We start from the raw sequence: 15,161 nt of genomic DNA on the forward strand, positions 1-15,161 counted from the left end.
GCCTATGGATTCAACACCTCAAGAACTCGAACCGTCCGAAGCCCACCGGCTTTTGCAGGAACAGCCGCAGGCCGTCCTGGTCGACGTGCGCTCGACCATGGAGTACCTGATGATCGGCCATCCCGTCGGGGCGGTTCACATCCCCTGGTTGGACGAGCCCGACTGGGCGCCCAATCCGCGCTTCGTGGTGCAGGTGCGCGAGCTGATGCTGGGCGGCGTGATCTGCGACGACGGGGAATGCCCCGCCATCCTGCTCATCTGCCGCAGCGGACGTCGCTCCATGGAGGCCGGCAAGGTGCTGCTGGAATCCGGTTTCAACCGCATCTATTCCATCAAAGACGGTTTCGAAGGTCCGCTGGATGAGCACCATCATCGCAGCGCCATCGCAGGGTGGCGTCATGAAGGGCTGCCCTGGGAGCAGAACTAGAACCCGTCTCTAAAGGGGCCACACCTTGCCTGAACACCTGGTCCGCGATTTTGAGACAGATTCTGTGCGCGCGATTAATCCGTGCTTTCCTGAAAGATCAGCAGATTGCAGTCCAGCCGGTCGAGCAGGGCGGAGCCGACCGAGGCGCGCAGCCAGCGTTCCAGTCCGTGCCGGGGATGATGGCCGACGATGACGAGATCGGCGTCCACTTCCGCGGCGATGGTGGCGATGCGTTCCGCCGCATCGCCGATCTCCAGATGGCCGCTGACCTCGAGTCCGAAGGTCTTCATTTCCGCAATGCCCTGATCCAGTATCTGCTGGTAGCGTTCCTTGTCCGCTTCCAGCAGCAGGCCGGTTTCAAATCCTTCGCCGATCGCCATCGGGCCGGGGTAGGGTGCCACCGAGAGCAGGTGAACGCGGGCCCCGCACTGGCTGGCCAGCGTCGCGGCCTTGTGCAGGACGTCACGGCAATGCTGCGAGCCGTCGTAAGCGAGCAGCAGATTGTGGAACAGGGTGTCGCCCGCGGGAATCATTCCGCCGTTCCGTCGAGCCGGGCGAAGAGTTCGTCATATAGCGCCCATGAGGCGGCAGCTTCCTCGGCGGTCACTTTTTGCGTGACCTGGCCGAGGTGAATCAGCACATAGTCACCGGGCTGTAACGGTTCATCCTGCATCATCAGCAGGCTTGCGTCGCGCGTGGTCCCCTTGGCTTCGCAATGCGCAACGAGACCGTCGATGGACAGGATGCGCATGGGAATGGTCAGACACATGCCGGTTTTCTCCTCCATGCCCGGATTTTTCTGCAACTCAATCTAACACGCGTCAGATTCGGTTGAAACATGCCTGGGGTCATGTCGGGCTTGAAAAATCGTCCGGCATGAACTTCACTTTTCCGATAGTGTCGATGTTGAGAGTAAGAGAAATCGGCGTATACTCGAATGGCGTTTGCCGACGGGTCATAGGCCTGATTCGCGCGCGCCGAAAACACTCTGGAGCCTTGGGATGGATACGCTGATACTCGGGCTGGGCAACACGCTGCTGATGGATGAAGGCGTTGGTGTGCATATCGTGCGCCGGCTTGCCGAAGAAGGCGCGGACGACCAAATCCAGTACATGGACGGCGGCACCCTGAGCTTCACCCTGGCCGGTCCGCTTTACGAGGCCAAGCGCCTGATCGTCGTCGACACCGCGGACCTGGATGCCGAACCCGGCACCATGCAGTGTTTCGAAAACGGCGATATGGACCATTTCGTGGCCACCGGCAAGAAGAGCAGCGTCCATGAAGTCGGTCTCAACGATCTGCTCTCGATCACCCGGCTCGAAGGCCATCTCCCGGAACCCCGTGCATTGATCGCGATCCAGCCGAAGATGTTCGACTGGGGTGAGGAACCCACTCCCGAACTGAACGCCGTTATTCCCCAGGCCTGCAATCTGGTTCGTCAGACATTGGAACGCTGGGACGCATGAGTCTTCAGGATATTCCAGTCTCTGTCGTACCCGCCGAACCCGCACCGGTACCCGACGGCCCCACCGGCATGGCGGATGCCGTGATGCGCGAGATCGAATCCCATCTCGAGCAGCTGGTGGAATCCGGCACGGCGAACGCCGTCGACCTGAAAAGCCTGCCGTTGACGGCGGCCGACCTCGATATCCTGCGCGACAAGCTGGGGCAGGGCGAGGTCAACGCCCGGGTCGACGCGGCCGGTCTGACCGAGATCCGCGAAACGGCCTATCCGGGCGTCTGGTGGCTGACCTATTACGAAATGGACGGCGAGGCCATTCTCGACGTCATCGAGGTGACCCGTTGCCCCGAGATGCTGCAAACGCATCCCGAAGATATACGCACCGCGTTACGACGCTTCAAACAGGCCGACCCCGGGTCGTCCTGAAATCTTCCGATTACCCCCGCAGATGGAGGAACGCCACATGAATAACGAAAAGACACTCGGCGAGCATCTAAGCGAATACGGAGTAAGCCGGCGAACATTTCTGAAGTTCTGCGCCGCCATGTCTTCGGTACTCGCCCTGCCGCCGACCCGCGCCGCCGAGATGGCCGACATGCTGAGCACCAAGCCGCGCCAGTCGGTTATTTACCTCTCGTTTCAGGAATGCACCGGTTGTCTGGAGTCGCTGACGCGCTCCTTCTCCCCGACCATCCAGTCCCTGCTGTTCGACGTCATTTCGCTGGACTACAACGACACCCTGATGGCCGCCGCCGGCGAGCAGGCCGAACAGGCCCGCGAGCAGGCCATGGAAAAGAACAAGGGCAAGTATCTGGTCGTGGTGGACGGTAGCATCCCCACCGGCGACGGCGGCGTATATCACACCGCCGCCGGCCATACCGCGCTCGACACCCTGCACCGGGTCGCCAAGGATGCCGCCGCCCTGGTTGCGGTCGGCAACTGCGCGTCGTTCAGCGGTATCGCGGGCGCCAAACCGAATCCCACCGGCGCCAAGGCCCTGATGGACATCATCACCGACAAGCCGGTCATCAACGTGCCGGGGTGTCCGCCGATTCCCGAAGTGATGGCCGGGACGCTGGCGTATGTGGTGACCTTCGGCAAGCTGCCCGAACTGGACAACCTCAAGCGCCCGCTGACCTTCTTCGGCAACACCATTCACGACCGCTGCTACCGCCGGCCGTTTTACGATCAGGGCAAGTTCGCCAAGACCTTCGACGATGAAGGTGCCCGCGCCGGCTGGTGTCTGTACGAACTGGGCTGCAAGGGGCCGACCACCTACAACAGCTGCGCCACCACCAAATGGAACGGCGGGGTCAGCTTCCCCATCCAGTCCGGTCATGGGTGCCTGGGCTGCTCCGAACCCAACTTCTGGGATGCCGGCGGGTTCTACAATCCGCTCTCCACCGGGCACTGGGGGACGGCGGAGGGCATCGCCCTGGCGGCGGCCGGCGGCGTGGCCGTCGGCGCGGCGGCTGCGGCTTTGGCCCGCGCACGACAGAAGAAATTTACCGAGGAGGAAAACAAATGACCTTGCTTGATTTTGCCCGTGGTCCCGGGCTGCAATGGTCGCTGACCATTCTGGTACTCGGCATCCTCTGGCGCATTGCCGGCGTCTTGTTCCTGCCGCGCAAGCGCGATCTGAGCGAACCGCGCGGTACGGGTACCTGGCGCGGCGCGATCGGCACGATCTTCTCGCGTTCCTGGCCGAATGCTGCCTTCCGCTCCCGGGTCCTGTTCTCCACCCTGTTGAGTTATGTGTTCCACATCGGCCTGTTCGTGGTGGTGTTCTTCTTTGTGCCGCACATCCTGCTCATCAAGGACATTACCGGCCTGTCCTGGCCGGGGCTGCCAAACAGCATCATCTACTTCGCCGGCGTATTGACCATCGCCGCCATGGTGGTGCTGCTGGTCCGCCGCTGGACGCACCCGGTGTTGCGGGTGATCTCGAATTTCGACGATTACTTCAGCTGGCTGGTCACCATCCTGCCGGTGCTTACCGGGCTCATGACCTTTTCCCACCTGGCCCTGCGCTACGAAACCATGCTCGCACTGCATATCCTGAGCGTGGAACTGCTGTTTGTCTGGCTGCCTTTCTCCAAGCTGGGCCACAGCTTTATGGTATTCATTTCACGCGGCACGGAGGGCGCCGCGTTCGCGCGTAAAGGAGCCCAGTCATGAGTGCAACCGATATCGATACCGAACATCCGCTGGATACCGAATCCGCCCGCTTCAGCGTCAAGAAGCCTGAGGTCCGTTACGACAAGCAGGGTGACATGAACGACGACGAACGCGTTCATCTCGCCATGAAGAGTTTCGTCAAGGACTTCGGGGCGACTGCCGCCTCCCACATGGAGGCCTGCGTCCACTGCGGCCAGTGCGCCGAGGCCTGCCATTTCTACGTGCAGACCAACGACCCGAAGTACACGCCGATCTGGAAGCTGGAGCCGTTCAAGCAGGCCTACAAGCGGGAGATGGGCCCGTTCGCGCCGGTCTACCGCGCGCTCAATCTGAAGCATAAGGTGACGACCGACCAGCTCAAGCAATGGCAGGAACTGGTCTACGACTCCTGCACCATGTGCGGACGCTGCTCGCTGGTCTGCCCCATGGGCATCGACATCGCCACCCTGGTCGGCCAGGCACGCCACGGCATGTTCAAGGCCGGCCTGGTGCCGCATGAACTGTGGGCCGTGGCCGAGCGCGCCGAACGCGAGGGCAGCCCGCTGGGCGCCAAGCCCGACGTGTTCGCGGACCGTGTGGAATGGATGGGCGACGAAAACGACGTCGAAATGCATATCGACGAGGAACAGGCCGACGTCGTGCTGGCGATGTCCTCCATCGAGATCATGAAATATCCCAAGGCCATCGCCGATACGGCCAAGGTGATGAACACCCTGGGGCTTTCCTGGACCTTCCGCACCGACGGTTACGAGGCCACCAACTTCGGCATGCTGTCCGGCAACAGCGAGTGGCAGCGCGACATGAGCATGAAGCTCATCGAGGCCTGCATCAAGATCGGCGCCAAGTTGCTGGTGTTGCCCGAATGCGGCCATGCCTACGGGGCCATGCGCTGGAGCGGTGCCAACGTCTACGGCAAGCCGTTGCCGTTTCGTGTGCAGCATATTTCCGAATTCCTGGCGGAAAACGTGCGCAACGGCAAGCTCAAGCTCAAGAAGGTCAACAAGTCGGTCACCTTCCATGACCCGTGCCAGGTGTCGCGCCGCGGCGGTGCCATCCAGGCCCCGCGCGATGTATTGAACGCGCTGGGCGTCGATCTGCGGGAAATGAAGGATTCGCACGGCTTCAACTGGTGCTGCGGCGGCGGTGGCGGTGTGGTGACGATTCATCGCGCCGATCCGGTCCGTTACAAGGCCTTCGAGATCAAGATGCATCAGGTCGAGGAAACCCAGGCCGAAATGCTGATCTCGAGCTGCTCCAACTGCCGTCAGACCTTCGACGATGGCCAAGAACACTTCCATTGGGACAAGACCATGCACAGCCTGCTGGAGCTGGTCGCCGACAATATTGCGGAGGCTTAAATAAATGAGTGCACAGACGATCGTAGTCGATCCGATCACACGTATCGAAGGACACCTGCGTATCGAGGCGGAGGCCGATGATCAGGGCAATATCAAGCGCGCCTCCAGCTCGGGCACCATGGTGCGCGGTATCGAACTGATCCTGCGCGGACGCGATCCCCGCGATGCCTGGGCCTTCGCCCAGCGTATCTGCGGCGTTTGCACCCTGGTGCACGGCATCGCCTCCGTGCGCGCTGTGGAGAACGCACTGCAGTATACGATTCCCGCCAACGCGCAGCTGATCCGCAATCTGATGATCGCGGCCCAGTACGTGCATGACCATGTCATGCACTTTTATCATCTGCATGCCCTGGACTGGGTGGACGTGGTGTCGGCGCTCAAGGCCGATCCGAAAAAGACCTCGGAGCTGGCGCAGTCGATCAGCAATTATTCCAAGACCTCACCGGGCTACTTCAAGGACGCCCAGGACAAGGTCAAGGGCCTGGTGGAGTCCGGCCAGCTTGGTATTTTCGCCAACGCCTATTGGGGGCATCCGGCCTACAAGCTGCCGCCGGAAGCGAACCTGATGGCCGTGGCGCATTACCTCGACGCGCTCACCTGGCAGCGCAACGTGGTCAAGCTGCACGCCATTCTCGGCGGCAAGAATCCGCATCCCAACTTCCTGGTCGGCGGTGCCCCGAGCGCCATCAGCATCGATACGACGAATACCGGCAACGCGGGCGCGACCGCGCTCAACCTCACCGGCCTGGCGGAGATCAAGAACGTCATCGATGAGATGCGCGACTTCGTCGACAACGTCTACCTGCCGGATACGCTGGCGATCGCCGGTTTCTACAAGGACTGGTTCGCACGCGGCGAGGGGGTCGGCAACTTTATGACCTTCGGGGACTTCCCGGAAAAGGGCATGGACGACCCGGCCAGCTATCTCATCCCCTCCGGCGTCATCCTGAACCGCGACCTCAGCAAGGTTCACCCGGTGGACCTCAACGACCCCGAGCAGGTGCAGGAATTCGTCGCCCATTCCTGGTACGACTACTCGGTCGGCAAGGACAAGGGCCTGCATCCCTACGTCGGCCAGACCAACCTGGACTACAGCGGGCCGAAACCGCCGTACGAGCATCTCGACGTGGATGCGTCGTATTCCTGGCTCAAGTCGCCGCGCTGGCGCGGCCATGTGATGGAGGTCGGTCCCCTGTCACGCGTGCTGATGCTTTACGCCACCGGCCACAAGCAGACGCAGGAGCTGGCGAACTACGCGCTCAAGAAGCTCGACCTGCCGCTGGAGGCGATGTTCTCCACCCTGGGACGCACCGCTGCGCGTACCCTGGAGACCAAGATCATCGTCGACATGATGTCGACCTGGTACGACAACCTGGTGGCCAACATCAAGGGCGGCGACCTCACCACCTTCAACGACAAGCTCTGGGATCCGTCGACCTGGCCCAAGCAGGCCAAGGGCGTCGGGTTTATGGAGGCGCCGCGCGGCGCGCTGGCGCACTGGGTGGTGATCGAGGACGAAAAGATCAACAACTACCAGGCCGTGGTGCCCAGTACCTGGAATGCGGGTCCGCGCGACGCGCAAGGCCAGGACGGCCCCTACGAGGCCGCGCTGGCCGACCGCCACACCCTGGCCGATCCGAAAAAGCCACTGGAAATCCTGCGCACGATTCACAGCTTCGATCCCTGCATCGCCTGTGCCGTGCATATGGTCGACAAGGACGGCAAGGAACTGGTGCAGGTCAAGGTGAACTGAAGCCATGCCGGCGGATGACAGCCAACCGGAGTTCGGGCTCAGCGACGCGATCAATCGCGTCCTGAGCGCCGAACAGTCGGCGACCGACGCCGTCGAAACGGCGCGTGACGAGGCTGCCGATCTGCTCAAACAGGCGCGTGCGACCGCGCGCCGGATCGAATCCCGTGCTGATGCGCGTATCCGGGCGCTTCACCAGGGACGGGAAAGCCGGCTGGACCAGTTGCTGGCCGATATCCGCGCCGAGACCGAGGCAGTCCGCGAGGCACCGCTGATGAGCGAACACGATGCGGACTATGTGCGTCGTGCCGCCTCGGAAATGGCGGATGAACTGCTCGGCGTCAGCAGGGGAGGAAAGAAGGCCGCCTCGTGAGTATCGTCAATGATGCGGCGTATACCGAGGCACGCATTCTCGGGCGCCTTTCCAAGCTGCCTTCAGAGCAGGACTGGTCGTATCTCAATCCCGTCAACGACTACGCGCATTTCCTGGCAAGCGCGCGTGCCACGCCGTTGGGTCCCTGGGTCCAGCTACTGCAGCCCGATGACGGTGCGCATGCAATCGAGCGACGGCTGCGCGCCCGCTATCTCGCTGAAGTCGAAACGCTGAGCCACTGGACGGTCGAGGGAACTGAGGATGCCGTGGCGTGGTGCCGATATCTGCCCTATCTGGGCGTAATCGAGCACCTGGCGCGTGAGGGGGAGGTCTACAGCTGGATGCGTGAAGATCCGTTTCTCGATGCCTGGATCAGCGGCGAGGATCGCGGTGGACTGAGTGATACATTCAGCTCACCGCTGGCCGCCGATGTCGGGATACGCGAACTCTGGCTCGCTGGCCTGCGCTCCCGGCTGCCCGCGTCCCTGGTCGAATCGGTCGCAGGAAACACACTGCTGGAGCGCGTCTCCCTGGCCTTGCATATGCACCCTGTACAGGCCGGTGTGGCCGAGGTCGCGCCATCGCTGCGCAGTCTGCTGCACCGCTATCTGGACGCCCGCATCATGCTGCCAGTCTATCTGGTGTTGTTTTTCTGGATGCTGGAACGTCTTCAGGCCGAATTGATCAGCCGGCGCATCTTCGAGGCCAGGGTGGGATTCGCATGAGCCTGCGTCCGGTTCCGGCCCGTTGGTTCGAGATCGTGGTGCCGCGCACCTCATGCGTCATCGCGCTGGAAGCGCTCGCCGCCACCGGCGAGGTCGAACTGGAAATGCGCGAAGGGCGCCAGCAAAGCCTGCGGCTCGACGTCATGCGTGAACAGGTGGCGCATTACGACAAGCTGACGCGTCGTTATCAGACCTGGTGGCCCGAGCCGGTCTTTCAGCGCGTCGGGCAGGAAGACCTGCCGCCCGAATCGGTGCTGGACACCGCGCTTCAGCACATCGAGGACTGGCAGGTCGATGCCGACACGTCCATCAACACCCTGGAGTCGTTGCGTTCGCAGCGCGAGGAATGCCAGTTCTGGCGCGAGGCCCTGACTGCATTGCATACGGCGGGAATCGAGTTGTCCCTGCTGAGCCGCGGCGAGTTCCTGTCGGTCAAGTGCTGCTGCCAGCTGCCTGAAGGATCCCAGCCTGTTTACGAGGACGTGCTGTCGCTGCCGTTCTATACGCCCACCGGCGCCTGCCTGCTGGCGCTGGTGCCGGGCAACCGCGAAGGCGTTTTCATGCGCGGCATGAGTCTCGCCCACGCGGTATGCCGCGATCTGCCCGACTGGCTGCAGGATGTGACGGACTTCGAGGCGCAGATCGCCGCGCGCGAGCAGGCCATCGCCGCCGAGGATGCGCAGTACCGGGAGCAGCTGGCCGATATCAATCAGCGCCACGACATGCCCTCGGCCCTCGGTGAGCTGGAGCGCGGCAAGTGGCTGCTGCAGCATGTAGACAATCTGCCAGCAAGCGCGCACCTGTCCTGGCTGACCGGCTGGACCACGCTCGAGAACACCGAGCCGCTGGACAAGGCGCTGGAAAAGGCCGGCGTCAGAGGACTGGTGCATTTCCCGCCGGCCCCCACCGACAAGTCGCCCCCGCTGCGCATGCGCCACAGCAGCTGGGTCAGGCCGTTCGAGGTGTTCACGCGTGCGCTGGGCATTCCCGGCCGCGACGAGGCGGATCCCAGCGCGCTGCTGGCGGTGATCGTGCCGCTGATGTTCGGCTACATGTTCGGCGACGTGGGGCAGGGCGCGGTATTGGCGGTCGCCGGCCTGATCCTGCAGCGCCGCTGGCCGGTGGCGCGCATTCTGGTGATCTGCGGCGGCGCGGCCGTATTATTTGGCGCGTTGTTCGGCAGCGTGTTTTCGCTGGAAAACCTGCTCCCGCCGCTCTGGCTGCATCCGCTCTCCGATCCCCTGTTATTGCTGGAGATTCCGCTGATCGGCGGGGTCCTGCTGCTTACGCTGGGGATTGTCATCAACGGGTTCGAGTCGCGCTGGCGCCGCCCCGGCGGTTTCGCCTGGGTTGGGGATGCCGGGTTTCTGGTCATTTACTGGGGCCTGGTGGGCGGTTTTCTGAACAGCGGACTTTTCATGCTGGCCCTGCTGGGCCTGCTGGTGTATCTGCTGGGCCATGCCGAGCGCGGCCGCATGCTGGCGAGCATGCTCGGTGCGCTGGCACACCTCATCGAGACGACCTTCCAGATCCTGATCAACACCCTTTCCTTTTTGCGTGTCGGCGCCTTCGCATTGGCGCATGCCGGGCTATCCTCTGCAGTGATCAGCCTGGCGGAAACCACCGGCAACCGGTTCGGCTTTGTGGTGATCCTGGTCATCGGCAATGTCCTGATCCTCGCCATCGAAGGGCTGGTGGTATCCATTCAGACCACCCGTCTGGTGTTGTTTGAGTTTTTTGTGCGCTTTCTTCAAGGTACGGGCAGACCCTTTCGGCCCGTGCCTTTCCCCCCCTCGGCCAACAGGAGTGATCATGTCCAGAAAAATTCGTAATACGGCTGTTCTGCTCGTACTGGTTACGACAGCTGCCAGCGTGTTGCTCACCGCGGTGTTGTGGACCGACGCCTGGGCCGCCGCCGAAAACGCCGCCACGGTCGCGGCGCCGGTGATGAGCGGCAATACGTGGGTCGGCGGATTGATCGCCGCCGCGCTGGCCACCGGCATGTCCTCGCTGGCGGCGGGCATCGCGGTCGGCAGGGTCGGTTCCGCGGCCGTCGGCGCCATGGCCGAGAAACCCGAACTGTTCGGTCGTCTGCTGATCCTGGTCGGTCTGGCGGAAGGTATCGCCATTTACGGCCTGATCATCTCGATCCTTATTCTCAACCGACTGGTCTGATCGCGGACGTCATGCGGGTCTTGTTTCTCGGGGATGAATTGAGCGCGGCCGCGTTTCGCATGGCGGGCTGCCAGTCCCTGGCGGTCGGCCCGGAGGAGGCACTGCTCGCCCTGGAGGCGCATCTGCCCCACGTCGACATGCTGATCATGACCGTCGATATCGCCCGCGGCCTGCCGGCCGACGTCATGCGTGATCTGCGTCAGCGGACGATGCCCCTGGTGCTTGAGGTGCCGGATGTGCGTCGGCTTTCGGAACCGGGGGACTTCACCAGTGCAATCCGCAGTCACCTCGGCTTGCGCGAGGACTTTGCCCACGGAGCGTCACAATGAAGGCCGAGCAGCAAACCGAAGTCCTGACCGAATACCTGGAAGACGAGGGACGCAAGCGCAGCGAGGCGATCCTTGAGCAGGCCCGGCATGAGGCCGAGGAGACCATACGGACAGCTTTCCGGGCCGCCCGTACACGCGCGGCCACGGCGGTGGCCGAGGAACGGACCCTGATCGCCCGTGAAACCGAATACGCCAAGTCGCGCCTGGCGACCGCGCGCCGCCAGCACCACCAGCGCCATTTCACCGCTCTCCTGGAGCAGGCGCGTGAGGTTTTGCGCGAGACCTTGCTGGAGGGTTGGAAGTCGCCGCGGGTGCAGACCGCATGGCTGGAAAACATCGTTCGCCATGCCTGCGCCGTGTTGCCCAAAGGGGTCTGGGAGATTCATCACGGTGCCGTCTGGGACACGCGCCAGGAGCACCCGGTAAGGGAACAGCTGGCTTACTGCAGCGACGTGGATCCACGCTTCGTACTCGACGACATGATCGAGGCGGGTATCCGTATACACGTTGAAGGTGTGATCTTCGACGGTACCCTGAACGGGTTGCTGGCCCATGACGAGGGCATCAATGCACGTCTGCTGGCCTGTCTGGAGCGCATTGCCGGGGAGGAAACGCCGTGAGCGGACAGCAGGCAACCATTATCGAAATCCAGGGCCCGTTGTTACGGGCCCGTACCACGCGGCCGTTCTCCCTGTTCGAATCGGTGCAGGTCGGTGAGCACCGACTGCTCGGCGAGGTTATTCGTCTCAACAAAAACGAGATCACCGTCCAGGTCTACGAGGACAGCACGGGATTGTCCCCGGGCGACGAGGTCACCGGACACGGCCAGCCGCTGTCGATCCCGTTGTCACCCGCGGTACTCGGCGGCATCTTCGACGGGCTGCTGCGCCCGCTGACCGGTTTCGATACGCCGTTCGTACCGCGCGGATTTCAACCCAAGCTGGATGACACCTTCCGCTTCGAGCCGATGATTGCCGTCGGCACCGAGGTGGCCGCCGGCCAGCCCATCGCCAAGGTCAGCCGTGCCAACGCCGCCGATCAGTTGCTGCTGACGCCGCCCGATCTGGCCGGCCGGGTCGACCGCCTCGTCGAGGCCGGCGAATACACCATCGGCGACGTATTGTGCGAGATCGAAACCCCGCACGGGCGCCGGGAAATGCAGGGCGTCCATCATTGGCCGGTGCGGGTGCCGCGGCCGATCGCCGAACGGCTGCCGGTCTCCCAGCCGCTGATTACCGGGCAGCGTATTCTGGACTCGCTGTTCCCGGTCGCGCTCGGCGGCAAGGCGGCGGTGCCGGGCGGTTTCGGTACCGGCAAGACCGTGTTGCTGGAAACGCTGGCACGCTGGTGCAGCGCGGACGTGATCGTCTACGTCGGTTGCGGGGAACGTGGCAACGAACTGACGGGCATGCTGGAGGAATTCCCGCAACTGGTCGATCCGCGCAACGACCGGCCGCTCATGGAGCGTACGGTGATCATCGCCAATACCTCCAACATGCCGGTGGCCGCGCGCGAGGCGAGCATTTATACCGCGATTACCGTGGCCGAGTACTTCCGCGACCAGGGCCTGGACGTCGCCCTGATGGCCGATTCGACCAGCCGCTGGGCGGAGGCCCTGCGCGAAATCTCCGGGCGGCTTGGCGAACTGCCGGGGGAGGCTGGTTATCCCGCCTACCTCAGTTCCCGCTTGGCTGATTTCTACGAACGCGCTGCACGGGTGCGGACCCTGAGCGGGGAAGAAGGCTCGGTGACTGTCATGGGCACGGTCAGTCCGCCTTCCGGCGATTTTTCCGAACCGGTGGTTGTGCACACCAAGCGCTATGTACGCTGTTTCTGGGCGCTGGACGCACAGCGCGCACAGGCGCGCATGTATCCGGCTATCAACCCGCTGCTGTCCTACTCGGAGGACGCCGACGTGCTGTCCGGCTGGTGGCAGACCCAGGGCAACAGCCGCTGGCAGGAGCTGCGCCGATCGGTATTGGGTCTGTTGGAGGACCAGGTCCGCCTTGAACGTATGGCGCGCATCATCGGCAAGGACGCAATGCCGTATCGACAACAGCTGCGTCTGGCCTGCGCCGAACTGGTCAACGACGCCTTCCTGCGCCAGTCGGCCTTTTCCGAAATCGACCGCTATTGCTCACCGGGGCGCCAGACCGCGATTCTCGAGCTGCTGATGCGCTTCATGGATCAGGCCGAGCAGGCCGTGGCGCGTGCCGTGCATCCGGACCGTATTACCGAGTTGCCGATCTATCGTCGCCTGCAGCGCATGAGCGAGGAGATCGGCGAAGATCAGATGGAAACCTTCGAAACGCTCAAGCACCAGCTGGACGAGGAGATGCAGTCCCTGCTCGATCAGCACGGCGCGGAGGAAGCCCATGCCGGTTGAACGCATGCACGCCCAACTCACCCTGACCCAGAACGCGGAGCGTCTGGAAGGTTCTCTGCTGTTCATGCGCCGGCCGGTGCATGTGGCCGCGAATTTTGCGGTGCATGTGCGTGGCCAGGACGGCCGCCGGCGCATGGGCCGTATCGTGGCGCTGGACGAGACCCACATGACCATCGAGATACTCGACCAGTCCATGGGACTCAACCTGGACGACGTGGAAGTCGATATCTTCTACAACCCCATCGAATTCGGCGTCGGTCCCGGCATCCTGGGCCGCGTGTTCAATGGCGTGGGACAGGTGATCGATGGTGGACCGCCCATCGCGGCGCACGAACATCTGGCCATCGACGGCCTGCCGATCAATCCGGTGGAGCGGGAGACGCCGCGCGACTTCATCGAAACCGGCGTTTCGAGCATCGACATCCTCAACAGCCTGGTGCGCGGCCAGAAGCTGCCGTTCTTCTCCGGCGCCGGGCTGCCGCACGATCGGCTGGCGGTGCAGATCGCGCGCGACGCGCGGCTGCGCAGCAGTCATGAGGATTTCGCCATCGTGTTCGCCGGTATCGGCGTGCCCTATGACAGCGCCGAATACTACCGCCGTTCCCTGGAAGAAAGCGGGGCGCTGGAGCGCACCGCGCTGTTCCTCAACCTGGCCTCCGATTCGAGCACCCAGCGGCTGCTGACGCCGCGCTTCGCGCTCACCGCCGCGGAGTATCTCGCCTTCGAACAGGGCAAGCACGTGCTGGTCATCCTGACCGACATGACCAACTACTGTGAGGCGCTGCGCGAGGTCTCCACCGGCCTGGGCGAGATTCCCAGCCGCAAGGGTTACCCCGGTTACATGTACTCCGACCTGGCCACCCTGTACGAGCGGGCGGGGCGTATTCACGGCCATGACGGTACCTTGACCCAGATGCCGATCCTGTCCATGCCGGCGGACGACATTACCCACCCGATCCCCGACCTGTCCGGCTATATCACCGAGGGGCAGATCGTGTTCGACCGGGTGCTGGACCGGCAGGGCGTGTTCCCGCCCATCAAGGTGCTGCCCAGCCTGTCGCGCCTCATGAAGGACGGCACCGGTCGCGGCTATACGCATGAAGATCATCCCGCCCTAGCCACCCAGTTGTATGCCGCCTATGCGCGTGCGCGCCAGGCCCGCGTACTGGCCAGCGTGGTGGGCGAGGACGGGCTGTCGCCGACCGACCGGCTATATCTGGAGTTCGGCACGCGTTTCGAACGCGAATTCGTGCAACAGGATGGACGCCGCTCGCTGGAGCAAAGCATGGAGATCGGCTGGCGGTTGCTGGCCGTGCTGCCGTTGCGCGAGCTGCACCGGCTGAGCGACGAACAAATCGAGACGTACATCAAACCGCAGTTGGCCGATGCGTGAAGACCTGACACCCTCGCAGTCCGTATTGCTGGAGCTGCGCGAAGAGCGCACCGTGATGCGCGAGGGACACGCCTTTCTGGACGAAAAGCGCGCCCTGGTCGCCGCCGAGATCATTCACCAGCTCAAAGGCTTCATCGAAGTGCGCCGCCGCTTCGAAACGGCGTTCGCCGCCGCCGTGCAGGCATTGCAGATGGCGTCGGCTCGGCACGGCCTGGACGGCCTGCAAACCTATCCGCCCGCCGGCCTCGAGGGCGTGAAGCTGCATGCCGCACCCCGTGAACTGCTGGGCGTATCTCTGGTGGATGTCGAGACCGAGGTGGCGGACGAGATTCCGGCCGCCGGCCTGAGTCCGGAAGGCGATCTCTGCCGTTCGCGCTTTCGCGACCTGGTCATTTTGTGCGCGGAGATGGCGGCGCTGGAAGGCAACCTCAACCGGCTGTACGAGGATTACCTGAAGACGGAACGGCGCACCCGGGCGCTGGAGGATGTGCTGATTCCCGAATTGAGCGACGATATCCGCGAACTGGAATCGATGATCGAAATGCTGGAGCAGGAGGACGCCCTCAGGGTCCGCAGCGCCGGCTGAATATGATTCGTTGAGCGCT

Annotated in this window: 18 protein-coding genes; 16 read left to right on the top strand and 2 right to left on the bottom strand. The window is 63.3% G+C overall.

From position 1 onward, the window contains the following. Positions 1-4 precede the first annotated feature (4 nt). Complete coding sequence (locus tag P8Y64_00665) at positions 5-427, top strand: rhodanese-like domain-containing protein (protein ID MEJ2058988.1); 423 nt, start codon at positions 5-7, stop codon at positions 425-427. Between the two features lie 74 nt (positions 428-501). Here the strand turns inward: P8Y64_00665 and P8Y64_00670 are convergent, their stop codons facing one another. Both P8Y64_00670 and P8Y64_00675 read right to left on the bottom strand, forming a co-directional pair. After that, positions 502-960, bottom strand: a complete 459-nt coding sequence (locus tag P8Y64_00670; protein ID MEJ2058989.1) for a universal stress protein — start codon at positions 958-960, stop codon at positions 502-504. Continuing rightward, positions 957-1,196 carry a HypC/HybG/HupF family hydrogenase formation chaperone gene (locus P8Y64_00675; GenBank protein MEJ2058990.1) on the bottom strand — a complete coding sequence of 80 codons (240 nt, stop codon included), beginning with the start codon at positions 1,194-1,196 and terminating at the stop codon, positions 957-959. Before P8Y64_00675 ends, P8Y64_00670 begins: the two co-directional genes overlap by 4 nt. Before the next feature lie 232 nt (positions 1,197-1,428). Between P8Y64_00675 and P8Y64_00680 the strand changes: the two genes are divergently transcribed. The 15 genes from P8Y64_00680 to P8Y64_00750 are packed head-to-tail and all read left to right on the top strand — an operon-like array spanning position 1,429 to position 15,142. After that, entirely contained in the window at positions 1,429-1,893 is a 465-nt protein-coding gene (locus P8Y64_00680) for a HyaD/HybD family hydrogenase maturation endopeptidase (GenBank protein MEJ2058991.1), read from the top strand. Continuing rightward, the gene (locus P8Y64_00685; GenBank protein ID MEJ2058992.1) at positions 1,890-2,315 is read left to right on the top strand and encodes a hydrogenase expression/formation C-terminal domain-containing protein; all 426 of its coding nucleotides are present in this window, start codon (positions 1,890-1,892) and stop codon (positions 2,313-2,315) included. The genes P8Y64_00680 and P8Y64_00685 overlap by 4 nt, the downstream gene beginning before the upstream one ends. Positions 2,316-2,352: 37 nt before the next feature. Then, positions 2,353-3,417 carry a hydrogenase small subunit gene (locus P8Y64_00690; protein MEJ2058993.1) on the top strand — a complete coding sequence of 355 codons (1,065 nt, stop codon included), beginning with the start codon at positions 2,353-2,355 and terminating at the stop codon, positions 3,415-3,417. Beyond that, the gene (locus P8Y64_00695; GenBank protein ID MEJ2058994.1) at positions 3,414-4,067 is read left to right on the top strand and encodes a nitrate reductase; all 654 of its coding nucleotides are present in this window, start codon (positions 3,414-3,416) and stop codon (positions 4,065-4,067) included. The genes P8Y64_00690 and P8Y64_00695 overlap by 4 nt, the downstream gene beginning before the upstream one ends. Then, complete coding sequence (locus tag P8Y64_00700) at positions 4,064-5,425, top strand: (Fe-S)-binding protein (GenBank protein MEJ2058995.1); 1,362 nt, start codon at positions 4,064-4,066, stop codon at positions 5,423-5,425. Before P8Y64_00695 ends, P8Y64_00700 begins: the two co-directional genes overlap by 4 nt. A gap of 4 nt (positions 5,426-5,429) precedes the next feature. Further along, positions 5,430-7,178, top strand: coding sequence for a nickel-dependent hydrogenase large subunit (locus P8Y64_00705; protein MEJ2058996.1), 1,749 nt, complete (start codon positions 5,430-5,432; stop codon positions 7,176-7,178). 4 nt (positions 7,179-7,182) lie between these two features. Beyond that, positions 7,183-7,548 carry a V-type ATPase subunit subunit G family protein gene (locus P8Y64_00710; protein MEJ2058997.1) on the top strand — a complete coding sequence of 122 codons (366 nt, stop codon included), beginning with the start codon at positions 7,183-7,185 and terminating at the stop codon, positions 7,546-7,548. Continuing rightward, the gene (locus tag P8Y64_00715; GenBank protein MEJ2058998.1) at positions 7,545-8,273 is read left to right on the top strand and encodes a hypothetical protein; all 729 of its coding nucleotides are present in this window, start codon (positions 7,545-7,547) and stop codon (positions 8,271-8,273) included. The genes P8Y64_00710 and P8Y64_00715 overlap by 4 nt, the downstream gene beginning before the upstream one ends. Next, complete coding sequence (locus P8Y64_00720; protein ID MEJ2058999.1) at positions 8,270-10,105, top strand: V-type ATPase 116kDa subunit family protein; 1,836 nt, start codon at positions 8,270-8,272, stop codon at positions 10,103-10,105. Before P8Y64_00715 ends, P8Y64_00720 begins: the two co-directional genes overlap by 4 nt. After that, the gene (locus tag P8Y64_00725; protein MEJ2059000.1) at positions 10,086-10,448 is read left to right on the top strand and encodes an ATP synthase subunit C; all 363 of its coding nucleotides are present in this window, start codon (positions 10,086-10,088) and stop codon (positions 10,446-10,448) included. Before P8Y64_00720 ends, P8Y64_00725 begins: the two co-directional genes overlap by 20 nt. An 11-nt stretch (positions 10,449-10,459) precedes the next feature. After that, entirely contained in the window at positions 10,460-10,777 is a 318-nt protein-coding gene (locus P8Y64_00730) for a V-type ATP synthase subunit F (GenBank protein ID MEJ2059001.1), read from the top strand. Further along, positions 10,774-11,397, top strand: coding sequence for a hypothetical protein (locus tag P8Y64_00735; protein ID MEJ2059002.1), 624 nt, complete (start codon positions 10,774-10,776; stop codon positions 11,395-11,397). Before P8Y64_00730 ends, P8Y64_00735 begins: the two co-directional genes overlap by 4 nt. Further along, a complete protein-coding gene (locus P8Y64_00740; protein MEJ2059003.1) occupies positions 11,394-13,163 on the top strand; it encodes a V-type ATP synthase subunit A in 1,770 nt (589 codons plus the stop codon). Before P8Y64_00735 ends, P8Y64_00740 begins: the two co-directional genes overlap by 4 nt. After that, on the top strand, positions 13,153-14,556 hold the full coding sequence (locus P8Y64_00745; protein MEJ2059004.1) for a V-type ATP synthase subunit B: 1,404 nt from the start codon (positions 13,153-13,155) through the stop codon (positions 14,554-14,556). Before P8Y64_00740 ends, P8Y64_00745 begins: the two co-directional genes overlap by 11 nt. Continuing rightward, positions 14,549-15,142: a V-type ATP synthase subunit D gene (locus P8Y64_00750; GenBank protein ID MEJ2059005.1), complete on the top strand. Its 594-nt coding sequence runs from the start codon at positions 14,549-14,551 to the stop codon at positions 15,140-15,142. Before P8Y64_00745 ends, P8Y64_00750 begins: the two co-directional genes overlap by 8 nt. Positions 15,143-15,161: the final 19 nt, after the last annotated feature.

Source organism: Gammaproteobacteria bacterium, assembly GCA_037388465.1.
Taxonomy (GTDB): Bacteria; Pseudomonadota; Gammaproteobacteria; order SpSt-1174; family SpSt-1174; genus JARRKE01.